This is a genomic window from Enterobacter sp. UPMP2060 (assembly GCF_053709655.1).
The window spans coordinates 902,391-918,827 of the sequence record NZ_JBSKJQ010000001.1 but is presented as its reverse complement, the minus strand read 5'-3'; the positions used below and the strand labels follow the sequence as shown (position 1 = coordinate 918,827).

12 protein-coding genes and 1 pseudogene are annotated in these 16,437 nt (G+C 54.0%); 6 read left to right on the top strand and 7 right to left on the bottom strand.

All coding sequences use genetic code 11. From position 1 onward, the window contains the following. Positions 1–4: 4 nt before the first annotated feature. On the bottom strand, positions 5–196 hold the full coding sequence (locus ACWKXN_RS04520) for a YnbE family lipoprotein (protein ID WP_014169918.1): 192 nt from the start codon (positions 194–196) through the stop codon (positions 5–7). Further along, complete coding sequence (locus ACWKXN_RS04515) at positions 193–2,832, bottom strand: YdbH family protein (protein ID WP_454543372.1); 2,640 nt, start codon at positions 2,830–2,832, stop codon at positions 193–195. Before ACWKXN_RS04515 ends, ACWKXN_RS04520 begins: the two co-directional genes overlap by 4 nt. Positions 2,833–3,042: 210 nt before the next feature. Between ACWKXN_RS04515 and ACWKXN_RS04510 the strand changes: the two genes are divergently transcribed. Then, on the top strand, positions 3,043–4,032 hold the full coding sequence (locus ACWKXN_RS04510; protein WP_454543371.1) for a 2-hydroxyacid dehydrogenase: 990 nt from the start codon (positions 3,043–3,045) through the stop codon (positions 4,030–4,032). A gap of 19 nt (positions 4,033–4,051) precedes the next feature. Here ACWKXN_RS04510 and ACWKXN_RS04505 read toward each other — a convergent pair whose 3' ends face one another. Further along, the gene (locus ACWKXN_RS04505) at positions 4,052–5,260 is read right to left on the bottom strand and encodes an MFS transporter (protein ID WP_454543370.1); all 1,209 of its coding nucleotides are present in this window, start codon (positions 5,258–5,260) and stop codon (positions 4,052–4,054) included. Positions 5,261–5,716: 456 nt separating this feature from the next. Between ACWKXN_RS04505 and ACWKXN_RS04500 the strand changes: the two genes are divergently transcribed. Both ACWKXN_RS04500 and uspF read left to right on the top strand, forming a co-directional pair. After that, the gene (locus ACWKXN_RS04500) at positions 5,717–6,388 is read left to right on the top strand and encodes an MgtC family protein (protein ID WP_033145409.1); all 672 of its coding nucleotides are present in this window, start codon (positions 5,717–5,719) and stop codon (positions 6,386–6,388) included. A 245-nt stretch (positions 6,389–6,633) separates the two neighbouring features. Next, positions 6,634–7,068, top strand: a complete 435-nt coding sequence (gene uspF / locus ACWKXN_RS04495) for a universal stress protein UspF (protein ID WP_023292544.1) — start codon at positions 6,634–6,636, stop codon at positions 7,066–7,068. Positions 7,069–7,169: 101 nt separating this feature from the next. On the opposite strand, the gene ACWKXN_RS04490 is transcribed toward uspF, so the two are convergent. The 3 genes and pseudogenes from ACWKXN_RS04490 to dcp all read right to left on the bottom strand — a co-directional run bounded on the left by ACWKXN_RS04490 (position 7,170) and on the right by dcp (position 13,786). Next, positions 7,170–9,752 (bottom strand): bifunctional diguanylate cyclase/phosphodiesterase, encoded by a 2,583-nt coding sequence (locus ACWKXN_RS04490; RefSeq protein ID WP_454543369.1) that lies wholly within the window; start codon positions 9,750–9,752, stop codon positions 7,170–7,172. Positions 9,753–10,054: 302 nt separating this feature from the next. After that, a pseudogene (locus ACWKXN_RS04485) lies at positions 10,055–11,676 on the bottom strand (mechanosensitive ion channel family protein). Positions 11,677–11,752: 76 nt separating this feature from the next. Further along, a complete protein-coding gene (gene dcp / locus ACWKXN_RS04480; RefSeq protein WP_454543368.1) occupies positions 11,753–13,786 on the bottom strand; it encodes a peptidyl-dipeptidase Dcp in 2,034 nt (677 codons plus the stop codon). Positions 13,787–13,928: 142 nt separating this feature from the next. On the opposite strand from dcp, the gene ydfG reads away from it, so the two are divergent. Continuing rightward, a complete protein-coding gene (gene ydfG / locus ACWKXN_RS04475; RefSeq protein WP_447753162.1) occupies positions 13,929–14,675 on the top strand; it encodes a bifunctional NADP-dependent 3-hydroxy acid dehydrogenase/3-hydroxypropionate dehydrogenase YdfG in 747 nt (248 codons plus the stop codon). A gap of 91 nt (positions 14,676–14,766) precedes the next feature. Further along, a complete protein-coding gene (locus ACWKXN_RS04470; RefSeq protein ID WP_023311557.1) occupies positions 14,767–15,453 on the top strand; it encodes a GntR family transcriptional regulator in 687 nt (228 codons plus the stop codon). A 33-nt stretch (positions 15,454–15,486) separates the two neighbouring features. On the opposite strand, the gene ACWKXN_RS04465 is transcribed toward ACWKXN_RS04470, so the two are convergent. After that, a complete protein-coding gene (locus tag ACWKXN_RS04465; RefSeq protein WP_033145406.1) occupies positions 15,487–15,918 on the bottom strand; it encodes a universal stress protein in 432 nt (143 codons plus the stop codon). A 288-nt stretch (positions 15,919–16,206) separates the two neighbouring features. Between ACWKXN_RS04465 and ydfZ the strand changes: the two genes are divergently transcribed. Beyond that, complete coding sequence (gene ydfZ / locus ACWKXN_RS04460; protein ID WP_014883679.1) at positions 16,207–16,410, top strand: putative selenium delivery protein YdfZ; 204 nt, start codon at positions 16,207–16,209, stop codon at positions 16,408–16,410. Positions 16,411–16,437: the final 27 nt, after the last annotated feature.

Genomic DNA, 16,437 nt, shown 5'->3' with positions numbered 1-16,437 from the left:
ATCCTCAGAACAGATCGCTGCGCGATTTCAGCAGGGTTTCAACGTCTTTATCGACCTTAATGTGGATTTCATGTTCGATTTTGACATTCATATTAATTGTAATCGGCTCCTTTGGCGCAGCGACTTCAATGCGCGGCGTACAGCCGGTCAGTAACGCGGCAACGGCAACGGTGAGCACACCAGCCATCTTTTTCATTGTTGTTCCTCACTTTCCTTGCCAGTCGAACTGCGGGGAGCAGGTATCGCCGCATGTTGCTCAAACCAGGTTTGCAGATTGTCCCCAAAGCGCAGGCTGCGCCAGAGGGTAAAGACATTCTCGTCATGGGTATAGTTCAGGTTGACGGAGCTGCTTTTGCCATCCACCCGGCTGGTCCCCTTGATGGTCGCCTGCATGGTTAATTCGCCCAGATTATCTAAATTGATTTTCGTCCACGAACGCGAAATTTCCATATAGCGGAGCCAGTTAATCGCCGCGCCCGCCACCATATTATCTTTCACGATGGCGTCGGCCGTATCTTTGTCGATGCGCAGCGTCATTGGCCCCGGGTTGGTCAGCCAGCCATCTTTAATGATCCATTTTTCATTGTCCAGCCAGAACGGCAGCGCCCCGCTCACCGGCCCTGACATGGCAAACTGTTTCGGATTAACGGCGCTGATCAGCTCGCTCGAAGAGATATTGTCCACGCGCAGCAGGGCCGGATCGTGCTGAGGCATCCGCAGCTGCTGCATGGTGATCTTCCCGCCGAGGGTTTCCACCTTCACGTTGGTGAGAAGCAGCGGATTGTCCTCCGTCCAGGGATAATCCCCCTGTAGATCGGCGGTAATGTTGCGCGCGGTCACCAGGTTTTCCACTTCGCCTATGCGCAACGTGACCGGACCGCGCGTGCCGAGAGACCAGGTACCCTCGCTGAAGCGGAACGGCAGCACAAAATCGACGCCGTTAATCTGGTTATCCGGCATCCAGGCGCTGCCGGATTTCAGCACGCCGTGCCCGCCCGCTTCAAAGCCCTGATCGGCCGCCGCCGAGAAGGCGACCTGCGCGTAAAGCTCCCCGTCGCGCAGCGTCATTTTCCAGTCCGGCGGGATCAGCGGCTGGAAGACGGTGAGCGACTGTTTCGGCCACCAGGCCTGCCCGCGAAGGCGCACGCCATCCCAGCGTCCGTTCACCTGTACCGGACCGATTTTGTCCGCATGGAGGTCGCCCTTGAACTGAAAAATGGTCGGGTCGGTGCCGTCGACGCTGAAGGTCAGGACCGAGGGCGGCAACGCGCTGCCGCCGGAGAAACGGGTTTGCCCGGCGTTGAGCGACAGCGCGCCGCTGAAGGCCGGTTTTTCGGGGTCACGCAGCCAGCGCACCGGTTGATCCAGCACCAGACGCGGCTTGCTGACCTCCATCGTGCCGTACTGGAGCTTGTCAAAACCGGTGGAGAGCGCCGTCAGCTCAATAAGATTGTCGCGCCACTCGCCTTTCCCGGCGACATCCCAGCGGGCATGCATCGGCGTGAAACCGCCTTTCCCCCAGTAGCGCCACTGCCACAGGCCGTTATCAGGTAAAAAGTCGTTGGCCTGGCCGTCCAGATGGAGTTCAAAATCGCCCATCTGGTTTTCATGAGCGCGCAGAATCGCCTGTAAACGACCGTCCACGCCCTTCTGCGTCAGCTTCACGCCCGCCAGCGGCCAGCGGATTTCATCGATATCGAGTGAGTCAATGATGCGCCCGCGCGAGCGGAGCAGCGCGCCCGGCTCAAAGGCCAGCTGCGGTTCATACAGGCTGCCGGTCAGCGTGGCGGGCAATTTTGCGTAAAGAATGAGATCGTTTTGCTTCGCTTCACCGCTCAGATGCAGGGGCATGTCGCTGTTTTCCATGCTGAGCCTGCCGGGCCCAATGTTCAGTACCGCGTTGCCTTTCCCCGCGTCACCCTGGGTAAGCACATTCAGCCGTCCGGTCAGGGTGGTGTTATCCAGCCCCTGCTGCCAGTTGTCGGCGCGAAGGGATACCCGCCCGCTCAGCGGCATACCCGAGAGATCCCAGTTCCAGCGCCCGTCGCTGATGTTCAGCTGCTCCGCGGTGATCTGCCACGGCAGGTCAAGCAGCGGATCGGGGTTGTCCCGCGCCATCACCACCAGCTGTCCCTGATTGTCTTCCCAGTCCAGATCGGCATCGACCAGAGACGTCAACTGTGGCACGTTAAAGGTCGCGACCGCGTGGCCCTTCACCGGCACGCCATCCGGTACCAGCGGCAAGGTAAACTCGCCCACCAGCTTAATCGGCTGCGGCTGGTCCGGGAGCTGGACATCGAACTGGCTGACCGAGAGCGTCTGACCGCGAAGCGTGCCTTTAATGCTGACCTGCTCGCCTTTATAGGCGATCTCCTGAATGGACGGCGTCAGCGACGCATACAGCTCGCCCTGCCACTGCTGCCAGGGCGACAGCGTCAGACGGTGAACCGTGATCCAGGTATTCGGTAATACCGCCTGCCACTGTGCCAGCGTTTTGGGGGCGACCGTTGAGGGCGCAGACTGGGGAATTTTGCTCAGACAGACGGAGTTAAGATCCAGCGCACCGATATCCAGCTTCCAGCGGCTCGGATGTGACAGCGTCACGTTATCGATGCGGGCAATTTCGCAGTCCTCAACCAGATAGCGAAGATCGGGGATCACCAGCGCGTGGCGGGTAAGTTTCGGACTCTCTTCGAAAGCGATGCGCGTCCCGACGGGCAGCCAAATCCCGGCGAGCGTCGGTACCCACTGGGCGAGCGTCATCAGCAGCGTCAGCGGCAACAATATGAACAGCAGTAAAAGCGCAAGAGCGGCTTTGTATTTACCCTTCATGGGCAGTTAATATCCTGATTTAGCGAAAGATTTAAGCCGGCAGTGCCGATCATTGTCGCATGTTTAGCCAGTCAGTTGAAGGGAATGCCATTTTTAAGGATAGATGCTCTAGAATAATTGATAGAACTTATTGAATTCAATAATATTTTATAAATTGTAAGATAATTTTAATCATGCTAACGTGAATGCAAAATCACTGGAGAAAGTCTTATGAAACTCGCGGTATATAGCACAAAGCAGTACGACAAAAAGTATCTGCAACATGTTAACGAGGCTTACGGGTTTGAGCTTGAATTTTTCGACTTTCTGCTGTCCGAAAAAACCGCCAAAACGGCGCACGGCTGTGAAGGCGTCTGCATTTTTGTTAACGACGACGGCAGTCGTCCGGTGCTGGAAGAGTTGAAAAAACAGGGCGTGAAATATATCGCCCTGCGCTGCGCGGGCTTTAATAACGTGGACCTCGACGCGGCGAAAGAGCTGGGGCTGAGGGTGGTGCGCGTCCCGGCGTACTCCCCGGAAGCGGTCGCGGAACATGCAATTGGCATGATGATGTCGCTCAACCGTCGTATTCACCGCGCTTATCAGCGCACCCGTGATGCCAACTTCTCTCTGGAAGGGCTGACCGGCTTTACCATGTACGGCAAAACCGCGGGCGTGATCGGCACCGGTAAAATTGGCGTCGCCGCCCTGCGCATTCTGAAAGGCTTCGGCATGCGTCTGCTGGCGTTCGATCCGTACCCGAGCGCCGCTGCGCTGGAGCTGGGCGTGGAATACGTCGACCTGCAGACCCTGTTCTCCCAGTCTGACGTGATCTCCCTGCACTGCCCGCTGACGCCGGAGAACTACCACCTGCTTAACCAGGCGGCGTTTGACCAGATGAAAGACGGCGTGATGATCATCAACACCAGCCGCGGCGGGCTGGTTGACTCTCAGGCCGCTATCGAAGCGCTGAAAACCCAGAAAATTGGCGCGCTGGGAATGGACGTGTACGAGAACGAACGCGATCTGTTCTTTGAGGACAAGTCGAATGATGTGATCCAGGACGACGTGTTCCGCCGCCTGTCAGCCTGTCATAACGTGCTGTTTACCGGACACCAGGCGTTTCTGACTGCCGAAGCGCTGATCAGCATTTCAGAAACCACGCAGGGTAATCTGCAGCAGCTGGAAAAGGGCGAAGCGTGCCCTAACGAACTGGCGTAAGCGTGACGCCGGGTGGCGGCTATGCCCCACCCGGCGTACTGTCTGTTTCCCAGGTCCAGTGCGCAAAGCACCACCACAGCAGGACGGCCACCAGCGCAATCGCGCTCAGGACACTGAATGCCGTGGCAAATGAGTAATGACCGGCAATCGTGCCGGTTAACGCCGGGCTCATGGATGCCCCTACCCCCTGCATCAGCATCACCACACTCTGCCCGGCATTGACGTGCCCGCTCCCGCGCAACAGCACCACGATAAACGACGGCACCGCGACGCCCAGGATCCCTGCGGCGAGCCCGTCGAGAATTTGTACCGGGATCATCATGAGCGGCGCGTCCGTCGACGCCGCCAGCGCGGCGCGCACCGGCATCACCAGCAGCGCCAGCATAATTAAGCGCCAGTAGCCGTAGCGGTCTATTCGGTGGGCGACCCAGATGGCGACGGGGATCATCACGGCCTGAGAGATGATAACGGTGCCCGCCGCGTACAAACCGGGGTTGATCGAGGCGGGCGCGGCGGCCACCCTCATGCTCAGCATCGGCAGCAGCGCGGCGTTCGCCAGGTGAAACAGCAGCAGCGTCAGTCCGGTCACTAACAGCGCCCGGTTTTTAATCAGCACGGCAAAGCCGGGAACCGGCAGGCTCGCTGAAGAAGAGAGCCCCCTCGCCGCGTCGTTATCGATATCCCCGTTGCGAATGGCAAGCAGCGCACAGAGCGTTAACAGCGTGGTACAGGTCATCAGCAGGAAAATCCCGCCGACGCCCCAGTACCACGCAATGCCCCCTGCAATCAGTGCGGTAACAAAGTTACCGCCGTGATTGAACGCCTCATTTTTGCCCATCTGCGCGCTGAACCCGCTCTGGCCGGTCAGCCCCAGGGTAATCCCGGCGATCAGCGGCCCGACAAACGCCGCGCAGATACCGGAGACAATTTGCGAAACGGCGACAACAGCGCTCTGCTGGCTAAACCAGAGCAGGAGCGTGCTAAGAGTGATGAGCAGGCACACTAGCGCCAGCACGGTCCGCTTGCTGCAGGAGGTGTCGGTGATGAATCCCGCCGGCAGCGTGGCCAGTAATCCCGCCAGCCCACCGGCCGTCATCAGGATGCCGATATCATCGGGAGCCCAGTGGCGTTCGGTCAGAAAAATACCGAGAAAAGGACCGAGGCCATCGCGGACATCCGCGATGAAAAAACTTGTCAGGCATAATGCCCGCAGCGAACGAAGAGACATACTTCCTGCCTTTGTCTGTTATCGCCTGTAAAAAAGGAAATGTAGTATAGCGGGTATTTTTTAAAATCAGATGACGTCTTAAAAAATATGCCTTGCGAACTTAAACAATTCATAACGGAGGCTGTTTTTTCGCTTTACTCATTATCGACCCTGACTATACTGGCAATAAATTTTCACAGGAGTCCTTCGTTGGATAGTTATTTTATTGTTGATACGAAGGTAAGCTAGCGCGATTTCCTCGCTGCTTACCTGAAACGGTGGGCAGCAATCCTCTTTAAGCGATTGTATCCCGAAATAGTAAAACCACTCAATTTGTGGGGCATCGCATGTTCATGTTTACACATTCACTCTTTCCGCCACCGTCGTCCTGACACGTTTAGCATTTAAACGGCGTTATGATGTGCTTAGCAAAGCACTGACGCTTATTATTTAATAACGTTAACAGGCGACAGGCTGATGTTCCCTTATATCTCTCATCTGCTCGCAGCGATGCTGCTGGGCGCAATTATTGGCGCGGAAAGACAGTGGCGCCAGCGTATGGCCGGACTTCGTACTAATGCACTGGTTGCCACGGGTGCGGCAGTGTTCATTTTAAGTTCGGTATCGACTTCTCCTGATAGCCCGGGGCGTATCGCAGCGCAGATCGTCTCCGGAATCGGCTTTCTTGGCGCTGGCGTCATTATGCGTGAAGGAATGAATATTCGTGGTTTGAACACCGCCGCAACGCTGTGGTGCTCGGCCGGAATTGGCGTACTGTGCGGATTAGGCCAGTTCTGGAATGCCGCCATGGCCAGCCTAATTATTCTCTGCGCTAACATATTGCTTCGCGAAGCCGCGCAGCGAATTAATCAACTGCCCGTGCTCCATGAAGGCGAAAAATGCTATGTACTTAAAATCACCTGCAATGATGAGCATGAAGATGCGGTGCGGCAGAGCGTCGTAAATATGGCGAAAGAGTTGACGTTAAGTCTGAAAGCGATTTATTCCGCTACGGCGCAAGCAGAAGGTAAAACTGAAATTCGGGCGGAAGTGATGACCCGGGAGGAATACCGAAAATTACTCGATCTGATTATGGGGAATATGGGCGGGAATAAAATTATCGCGTCCGTCAGCTGTCACGCAATATGAACAAGGTACCGGGCCTTGCGCCCGGTTTAGGCTTTGGCGTTTTGCAGAAAACGGACCGTGACGCGGAGAGATTCATCCCCGAATGCCCCTGTTCGTTGTCACGCCACGTTGACGAGATCACGGGCAGGTTCGACTGTACGCCTATCACATAACCGAAATTTGTCCCCGTTATGACAGCTTGCTCTCTGTTTTCCTGAAATTAACGGTCTACCCTGAATTGTGTGAAAAACACTCAGGAGGGACAAATGTATAACTCAATTTTGGTTCCAATTGACATTTCAGAGGATAGCCTGACGCACATGGTTATCCCCTTCGTTCAGGCACATACAGCACTTAACACAGCTAAAGTTCACTTTCTTACCGTCATTCCATCGCTTCCGTATTATTCATCATTAGGCCTGGCCTATTCTGTTGAAATGCCGAAGCTGAAAGAGTTCCAGCACGCGGCCTTAGCGAAGCTGGATGAAATCGTTAAGCAATTCAAAATTCCTCCCGACAAGATACAGACTCACGCCGTGACGGGCTCTCCAAAGGATCAAATCCTTAAGCTCGCTGACACGATCGATGCCGACCTGATTATCATCGCTTCCCACAAACCTGACATATCGACGTATCTGTTGGGTTCGAACGCTGCGGCAGTGGTTCGGCATGCGAAATGCCCTGTCCTGGTCGTAAGATAGAAAGCGGCGTTTACGATCGTGGATACGAACGGAGAGCGGATAACAAAAACCGGGCGAGAAGCCCGGTTTTTCATTTACGCTTTCCTGAGTGAAAGCGCGATTTAGAGATTTACTCTGTTGGCGTTTAAATTTAAGTCCGTAATGGCGGCCGGTTTTCCAAGCAGGTAGCCCTGAACTTCATCACATTTATTTTTTTTCAGAAAAGACAGCTGTTCGACGGTCTCCACCCCTTCTGCGGTTACCGCCATGGAATAGGCTTTCCCCAGGTCGATAATTTTCTCCACGACTGACTGGTTCTGCGGCGAGTCACCGAGGGTAAAAATAAAGCTCTTGTCGAGCTTAAGCCCGTCAAACTGAAACTTCCGCAGATAGCTCAGTGAGGCATAGCCGGTACCGAAATCGTCAATCAGAATGCGGACGCCCATTCTTTTGAGAGACTTCATGGTCTGCAAGGTTTTTTCCGGGTCGGAAAGCGTAACGTTTTCAGTGACTTCAATTTCCAGCCGGTTGGGTTCAAGCCCTGTTTCGTGAAGGATCTCTTTTATTCTTTCGGCAAGATCGCTTGCCTGGAATTCGATAGCAGAAATATTGACGGAGACCGATAATCCCGGCAATTTGTCTTTCGTCTCCGTACAGGCTTTGCGTATGACCCAGTTGCTCAGGCTAATAATCAGCCCGGTTTCTTCTGCCAGCGGGATAAACTGATCGGGCATTATGGTCCCCCGAGCCGGGTGCTGCCAGCGTACCAGCGCTTCGACGGCCTCAATTTTAGAATACCGGAGGTTATAACGCGGCTGGTAAACCAGGTAGAGCTGTTCTTCGCGAATTGCGGTCTTGAGTTCTAATTCCAGTTTCCTGCGTTCGGTCAACTTTTCCGACATATCCGGGCGATAATAGACCCATCGGTTTCTGCCGGATTGTTTCGCCTGATACAGCGCAATATCCGCGTAGCGTAGAAGATCGTTTGCGCTGCTGCTATCCCGGGGAGCCAGCGCAATGCCCATGCTTACGCCTATCGCCACATCATTGCCCTCAATGGCGAAAGGACGGTTAAGTTCTTGCACGATACGACGACACACCTCCTCAATCTGGTCTTGCTGGCTGGTGTTGCCGAGGAGAAGCATAAATTCATCCCCTCCCTGCCGTGCGACAAAATCACCTCGACGCACGCAATTTTTAAGACGTGAAGCGACCTCGCCAAGCAGGGCATCGCCGGTGGAGTGCCCGAAAATATCATTGACGGGTTTAAACTTGTCTAAATCAAGGCAAATCATGGCAAACGGATAACGGTTGAGGTCTTCTTTCGCCAACTGGCCAGCCAGAAATTCCTTAATATGATACCGGTTCGGCAGACCGGTTAATTCATCATGGCGTGACAGGAACTCCACGCGTTTTGTTGCTTCAACTTCCTGAGAGACGTCGGTTGCCGCGCCTCGCAACACCACCGTTCCATCAGGCTGAGCAGAAAACTTTGCCAGAAGCGTGCAATATGACGTGGTTTGTTGCGCGTGAGTATAAGGACAGTTTTTAAATTCAAAGCGTTCGGTTAAGTCCCGCTGCCCGGCGCAGTCATGTGATAATCCGCCTGTCGCCGGAAAGAGTTCATCCAACCTACGGCCTATCCATTTGCTATTTTCATATCCCGTTATTGTAGAAAAACGACCCGATAGCCACGTTATCCTTAACGATAAATCTGTTTCCCAGAACCAGTCGCTGGTTGTTTCACTGACGTCCCGGAATCTTTTTTCACTCGTAATAAGATTCAACCGCGCCTGCTCGAGGAGAAACGTATTTTCGTCAAGCATTCTCGCCTTGTGCATAATATGGCGCATTAATATCACCGTCATCGATACCGTCAGAACGACGGAAAGAATGAGCAATGGCAAAAAATAAATTATTAACGCCTGGCCGGGATTTTCACCGTCCCAGATAATTTGCACATCCCCGTTTTGGGTGCTTAATGTAAATTCCGTCTGATTATTTATTTGAGAAGTGGCTGGATCAGATGAAGTACGAACGTTCTGGATGCCGTCATCCTGACCAATCGTGAGGAGTTTTTTAGCCGTTAACTTGTCTATAAACACCATTGTCGACGGTTTTCCGGGCATGGTTTGCACGCTCGCATCATCGCCCGTCGTTATCCATTGCGCAGAAACAATGGCCGGCACGGAATCGATAAGCGCTAGCACAGAAACCGGCACTCCCTTTTTTATACTCAACTCATGGAGTAAACGGTCTTTGGTTGATTTGTCTAACCAGCGCTCCAGCTCCTGAAGCTTCAGCTTCCCGTCAACCACACTGTATCGCGTGCTCCCTTCCGGAGAGAGAACAAACACCCCTTCGTAGCCAAAGTTGTCATACAGGGACTTACCCAGGTTCTGCTTATCCCATGCCCAGTGAACGTCATTGTTCAGATGAAGATGTTTGTAGGCATCTCCCCACTCGGCATTGTCTTTCAAATGACTTCGCATGCTCTCCTGGCGGGTCTCCAGGGCTTTCCTTAACAAAAATTCATCGTGCTGGTCGCTGATTTCATTTACATTATCTTTTATTATTAGCAGGGAAATTATTGCCGCAATAAAAATACTTATCAACAACGTTACAATATAAGTAAAGGTTTTATTTATCAGGCCTTTAGAAGGCTCGGTATCCGTGAAGCTCGGATTGTTCAGAGGTAGGGTCATCTTTCGCCTTCTTAACTGCTACTACGTCGATTTTTATGCCACTTTCATTTATCGGCACAAAATAACAAAAATCTATAGCTAAAAACCTGAGGCTAAAGAATATTTAATTTCTCCAATTCAGATCAAATTATTAATTATTAACTAACTTACAGCTTAAAGGTTGTTAATAAGATATATTGCCTGGTGTAATTTTTAACTCAGCGTTTATCTTTAAAAAAGAATGTACATACTCCATAAGTATAACTATTTTACCGGGCTCGCTGTCACTCCGTTATATTGAGACCTGATATCAGGTCTCAGTTTTATTCATCCCGCTTCGGCGAGGCTGCGGGGGCGGCATACCAGTTTTCTTTCGCCACCATTACGCTTTCTTCAGGCTGCATGACAAAGTTTGGCGACATGATCTGGACATTGAATTCGTTGAACACATCCTGAATGTGAGTGAAGAGCTCATTTCGCGCGACGGCTAGCGACGTATCAGGTCTCAGCGTGACCTGCAGTTCATAGGCTATGTACCAGTCCATCAGCGCCAGCTGCCGCACCAGGGGCGGAATCGTAAGGTCAACGCACTGAGTCCGCTTCGCGGCCAGCTCAAGCATGGCATGGACCTGCCGCCAGGGTGTGTCGTACCCGATGGTGACGCTTACGGTTAGGTTGATGCTGCCATCGTTATTTTGCGCGCTGAGGTTCGTTATCTTGCCACTCACCACGACGGCATTGGGTACGGTAACGATATAGTTTTCTCGCGTAATAATTTTGGTGGCGAGCATACCAATTTCACTCACCTTACCTTCGTTATCCGCGATTCGTATCACATCGCCTTTGCGCAGCGCGCGCGAGTAAATCAGCACCAGACCACTCATGGCATGATTCATCACGCCTGCCGATCCCAGGGTCAGCATCAGACCAAAAATACGCTTATGCCTTTAAAGGCCAGCGAGTTTGCACCCGGTAAAAAGGGATAGGCCGCAGAGAGCGCGAACAACCACACCATCACGGAAATAAGTTTTCGCGTCGCGCCGACGGTTTCCGGATGAAGGCCCGGTAACTGTAGACGCCCGGCCTCAACCTGATTGAGGATCACTTTTAGAAGTTTAAGGATTAATGCGGTAATGAAGAAAATGATAAGAACAATCGACAATCCTGGTAATGCGGACGCCATCGCTAAGGCAATCTGTCGTATGACATGCCACGACCAGTCACCTAATGATGTTGCCCAGACGCGCGTCCAGGGGAACAGGCTAAAGGCCCAGCTAAGCCAACCATAAAAAGCTAAAATCACCACAAAACACATCAGCAAGCCATAAAGACGGGCTTCAATGACGCCTGTAAATCGCCGCCAGTTTTGAGGTATCCAGCTTCGTTTCTCGGCTACCCTGCGGCGATAATATCCTCTCACCCATTTCCAGGAACGCAACGCAACATAACTCAGCATCAACCATGTCAGGAAACCGGCCGCGGTCTTCGCAGCGGAAAGCGCAAGCCACTGCGTATCATATTGGTCGCGAAGCGAGATGCGCTGCGCTTCCATTCGCGCCAGGACACGTTGCGCTGCCTGGTCTAAGGTCAGATCGTCCCCTTCGTCCAGATCCGATTCGGTCAGCAGCATGACCGGCTTAGCGTTCATTACGAACAGTCTGCCTTGCTGGTTGTAGCGCGTGACAGGAATGATTGTCAGCGGTTCACGAACATCTTCCTGCGTGAAATTTCGCAAGGTATCCCGAATGCGTAATACGCGTTCTTCTGGCGTGGTGAAACCGAACTTCGCCTGTAGCATAACGATGGGCTGGTGGAAAATATAAACCGTCCGCGCACGTTCTTGTTCCGTAGGTTCGAGCCGGGGTTCAGCCGATATGGCACTGAATGAGAGAAAGAAGACCGAGACGATTAAAGAGCTTATCAGAGATAGCACTACTTTGTTCATGTCTACCATCCAGAGCAGTCACGCCATCGTTTAAAACCGGGCTTCACGCCCGGTTCTGTTTTCTGCCCAAAGGGCTCTATTCGCTCAACCCGCGATTTTCCAGCATCGGTTCAATCTTCGGATCATGCCCGCGCCACTGCCGATAAAGTTCAGCCAGATCCGTGCTGTTACCACGGGACAAAATCGCCTCGCGGAATTTTTGTCCGTTTTCACGAGTCAGACCGCCCTGTTCGACAAACCACTGATAGCCATCGTCCGCCAGCATTTGCGTCCACAGGTAGGCGTAATATCCCGCCGCGTAGCCGCCGCCGAAAATATGGGCAAAATAGCTGCTGCGATAGCGCGGCGGTACGGCGGGCAGATCCAGCCCCTCTTTTTTCAGTGCTGCCGCTTCAAACGCGTCTACGCTCGAAACGGCTTCGCTAATCCCGTGCCAGTTCATGTCCAGCAGCGCGGCAGCCAGCAGCTCCGTCATGTCATAACCCTTATTGAAATGGGTCGCGTTGAGCATGCTTTCCCGCAGCGCGTCCGGCATCGGTTCACCGGTTTCGTAATGGCGGGCGTAGTGGGTAAATACCTGTGGATGGCTGGCCCAGTGTTCGTTGATCTGCGACGGGAATTCAACGAAATCACGCGGCGTATTGGTCCCGGAGAGCGTGGCGAAACGCTGGCTGGCAAACAGACCGTGCAGCGTATGGCCAAACTCGTGGAACAGGGTGATCACGTCATCCCAGGAGAGAAGCGCGACGCCGCCGTTAGCCGGTTTTTGGTAATTACAGACGTTGTAGATCACCGGACGGGCGGCAAGCTCGAAGGATTGCTCGACGAAATTCCCCATCCAGGCCCCGCCCTGCTTGGAATCGCGGGCAAAAAAGTCGCCGTAAAACAGCGCCATGCCCTCACCGGTGTGGTCGAAAATTTCCCAGACGCGGACGTCCGGGTGATACACCGGAATATCGAAGCGCTCCACAAAGCGGATGCCAAACAGCTGGCTTGCGGCCCAGAATACGCCATCGTGCAATACGGTATTGAGCGCAAAATAGGGTTTGATTTGCGATTCATCGAGGGCATATTTTGCCTGACGCACGCGCTCGGCATAAAAGGCCCAGTCCCAGGCCTGTACGGTGAAACCGCCCTGCTCGTCATCAATCACTTTCTGAATATCGGCCTGCTCGCGCTCTGCCCGGGCGCGGGCGGCGGGCACAATGCCGCGCATAAATTCCAGCGCGGCGTCCGGGGTTTTCGCCATCTGGTCGGCGATACTCCAGCTGGCGTAATCGTCAAATCCCAGCAGGCGGGCCTGCCGGGCGCGCAGCGCCGTAAGGCGGAGGATCAGCTCGCGAGTGTCGTTTTCATCCCCTTTCTGGGTGCGCGTCCAGCCTGCGTTGAACAGGTTTTCGCGGGTCTGACGATTGCGCAGCGCGGAAAGCGCGGGCTGCTGAGTCGTGTTCAGAAGCGGGATCAGCCAGCGGTCGTTTAACCCTCGCTCCGCGGCAGCCTGCGCCGCGTCGGCGATCTCGCTGGCGCTGAGCCCATCAAGCTGGTGCGCGTAATCCACCACCAGCCCACCCGTCTTATCGGCAGCCAGCAGACGCTGATTGAACTGGCTGGTCAGGGTCGCCGCCTCGGTATTCAGCGCCTTCAGCTCGGCTTTTTCCGTTTCATTGAGACGCGCGCCGGCGAGAATAAACCGCTGATACGTCTCCTCGACCAGCCGACGGGATTCGGCGTCCAGCGCGGCACGGTCCTGCCAGACGCTCTCCACGCGGGCGAAAAGGGTGTCATTCAGCCAGATGTCGTTTGCCAGCGCGGCAAGCTCGGTGGAGAACTGCTCCTCAAGCTCCTGCAGGTACGCATTTGTGTGCGCGGAGGTCATGGCGAAGAACACGCTGCTGACGCGCGAGAGCAAAGCGCCGCTTTTCTCCAGCGCCAGCACGGTGTTGGTGAAGTCCGGCGCAGCGGTTTGGGACACAATGGCGTCTACGTCCGCCCGCTTCTGGCGAAGCGCTTCATCAAAGGCCGGGCGATAGTGGCTATCGTTGATTTCATCAAAATGGGGGGCCTGGTAAGGCAGCAGGCTGATGTCAAAAAAGGGGTTCGTGGCCGTCATCTTTCGCTCCTGAGTACGGGTATCCTCCCAGAGTAGGCCAGGCCGCCATCCCCTGCAACGCCGTCATACAAATGTTGCCTTAACGCACCCTCTGCGGCCGTGCTATGTTAGTACAACACAAAAAGCGTTGAGGAACAGTGAGATGATTATTTTAGTTACCGGGGCAACGGCAGGTTTTGGTGAAAGCATCACGCGTCGCTTCGTCGCCAACGGGCACAAGGTTATTGCCACGGGCCGTCGTCAGGAGCGCCTGCAGGAGCTGAAGGACGAATTAGGCGACAGCATCCTGACCGCGCAGCTGGACGTGCGTAACCGCGCGTCCATTGAAGAGATGATTGCCAACCTGCCCGACGAGTGGCGCGCCATCGACGTTCTGGTCAACAATGCCGGTCTGGCGCTGGGCATGGAGCCCGCCCACAAAGCCAGCGTTGAAGACTGGGAAAACATGATCGACACCAACAACAAAGGACTGGTCTATATGACCCGCGCGGTGCTGCCGGGCATGGTCGAGCGCAACCGCGGCCACATTATCAACATCGGCTCCACCGCAGGAAGCTGGCCTTACGCGGGCGGCAACGTCTATGGCGCGACGAAAGCGTTTGTGCGCCAGTTCAGCCTTAACCTGCGTACCGACCTGCACGGCACCGCCATTCGCGTTACCGATATCGAGCCGGGCCTGGTGGGCGGCACCGAGTTTTCCAACGTGCGTTTCAAAGGCGATGACGCGAAAGCGGACAAAACCTACGAAAATGCGAACGCGCTGACGCCGGAAGATGTGACCGAAACGGTCTGGTGGGTGGCAACGCTGCCAAAACACGTCAACATCAATACCGTGGAAATGATGCCCGTCAGCCAGAGTTTTGCCGGACTTAGCGTCCATCGTGGCTAACTCTGCCCTTCCCGGCCTGCGGGCCGGGTCTGTTTCGGGTTATAAAAGAATGGTAGTATGTTCAGGCTAACTCTCTGAGAAATGACAACTCATGGCCGCTGAATCGCAACTCAATCCCACCCAGCCCGTTAACCAGCAAATCTATCGCATTTTGCGACGTGATATTGTCCATTGCCTGATCCCACCGGGAACGCCGCTTTCTGAAAAAGAGGTGTCCGTGCGTTTTGACGTTTCCCGTCAGCCGGTACGTGAAGCGTTTATTAAGCTTGCTGAAAACGGACTGATTCAGATCCGCCCGCAGCGCGGCAGCTACGTGAACAAAATTTCACTCTCTCAGGTACGCAACGGCTGTTTCGTTCGCCAGGCCATTGAATGCGCGGTGGCGCGCCGCGCCGCAACGCTTATCAACGACAACCAGTGTTACCAGCTGGAGCAGAACCTGCACCAGCAGCGTATTGCGATTGACCGTAAGCAGCTCAATGATTTCTTCCAGCTTGACGATGAATTCCACCAGAAGCTGGCGCAGATCGCGGATTGTCAGCTGGCCTGGGACACCATCGAGAACATCAAGGCCACCATTGACCGCGTGCGCTATATGAGCCTCGATCACGTCTCCCCGCCGGAAATGCTGCTCCGACAGCATCATGATATTTTCAGCGCGCTGGAAAAACGCGACCCGGACGGTGTGGAAAAAGCGATGACGCTGCATCTGCAGGAAATTAGCGAATCCGTGCAGCTTATTCGTCAGGAAAATAGCGAGTGGTTTAGCGAAGAGTAATATGCGCCGCCCCTTTCGGGTGCGGCGAGGTGATTAGCGAACGACTAACACCGGGATCGTGGCGTAGCGCAGAATAGATTCCGCATTTGAACCCAGCAGATGCGTGGAGATGCTCGGATTTTTCGACCCGATGACAATCGCATCATATTTCCCCTCCTTGCTCAGCTTGATAATTTCATCCCGGACGTTGCCAAAACGCACCATGCTGTGAATATTCTCAGGGGCAATATCGAACAGTCTTTTTAACTCGTTCATTTTCTTCCCGGATTCTGCGGTCATATACTCTTCAAACTTTTTTATATCGGCGTTGAAACCGCGCAGCAGAGACCGGCTGCTGGCAGGCAGAATATTGACCAGGGTAATCGACGCGCCCTCAGCCTTCGCAAGGCTTGCCGCGTGGCGAACCGCTTTGTCGCTCAAATCCATTTCAAACACGTCTACAGGCATCAAAATGTTCTTATACATAAGCCTGACTCCTTATTCCGATGAAAGGGTTATTTCCTGCACACAGGATGACATCAAGAATATAAACCAACCCTCAACGCTTCCCTGTCGAAACTATCAATTAATGAAAATAACGGTCCACTTTGTAAATTACCGTCCTGAACCGTCAGCGCCCGACGAAATAAAGAAAAAAGTGTGAGTTTGATCAAAAACAAAAACATGAAGCGCGGACAGGCGTATTTATATGCCCCGTGAACGGCATAACCCGAAATAGCGCCGTAACGAACAGGTTAGAGAGGAGAAAATACCATGATGACATACGACCGTAACCGCAATGCAATCACCACCGGCAGCCGCGTCATGATTAGCGGCACGGGCAAAACTGGCGTGATTAAAGCGATCCACAGCGACGGGCTGGATGCCGCGCAGGTGCGCCGCAGCAAAACGGTTGAAGTGGAAGGATGCGAAGGTAAGTTCGAACCGATTGAGCTGATTCGCCTGGGGATGCACTAAGCTGTGCGCAGCCATGCCGCCGCGCGC

Excerpts from the sequence above, each read along its gene's own strand:
- ACWKXN_RS04520 (WP_014169918.1), bottom strand. The coding sequence starts at position 196 with ATGAAAAAGATGGCTGGTGTGCTCACCGTTGCCGTTGCCGCGTTACTG.
- ACWKXN_RS04515 (WP_454543372.1), bottom strand. The coding sequence starts at position 2,832 with ATGAAGGGTAAATACAAAGCCGCTCTTGCGCTTTTACTGCTGTTCATA.
- ACWKXN_RS04510 (WP_454543371.1), top strand. The coding sequence starts at position 3,043 with ATGAAACTCGCGGTATATAGCACAAAGCAGTACGACAAAAAGTATCTG.
- ACWKXN_RS04505 (WP_454543370.1), bottom strand. The coding sequence starts at position 5,260 with ATGTCTCTTCGTTCGCTGCGGGCATTATGCCTGACAAGTTTTTTCATC.
- ACWKXN_RS04500 (WP_033145409.1), top strand. The coding sequence starts at position 5,717 with ATGTTCCCTTATATCTCTCATCTGCTCGCAGCGATGCTGCTGGGCGCA.
- uspF (WP_023292544.1), top strand. The coding sequence starts at position 6,634 with ATGTATAACTCAATTTTGGTTCCAATTGACATTTCAGAGGATAGCCTG.
- ACWKXN_RS04490 (WP_454543369.1), bottom strand. The coding sequence starts at position 9,752 with ATGACCCTACCTCTGAACAATCCGAGCTTCACGGATACCGAGCCTTCT.
- dcp (WP_454543368.1), bottom strand. The coding sequence starts at position 13,786 with ATGACGGCCACGAACCCCTTTTTTGACATCAGCCTGCTGCCTTACCAG.
- ydfG (WP_447753162.1), top strand. The coding sequence starts at position 13,929 with ATGATTATTTTAGTTACCGGGGCAACGGCAGGTTTTGGTGAAAGCATC.
- ACWKXN_RS04470 (WP_023311557.1), top strand. The coding sequence starts at position 14,767 with ATGGCCGCTGAATCGCAACTCAATCCCACCCAGCCCGTTAACCAGCAA.
- ACWKXN_RS04465 (WP_033145406.1), bottom strand. The coding sequence starts at position 15,918 with ATGTATAAGAACATTTTGATGCCTGTAGACGTGTTTGAAATGGATTTG.
- ydfZ (WP_014883679.1), top strand. The coding sequence starts at position 16,207 with ATGATGACATACGACCGTAACCGCAATGCAATCACCACCGGCAGCCGC.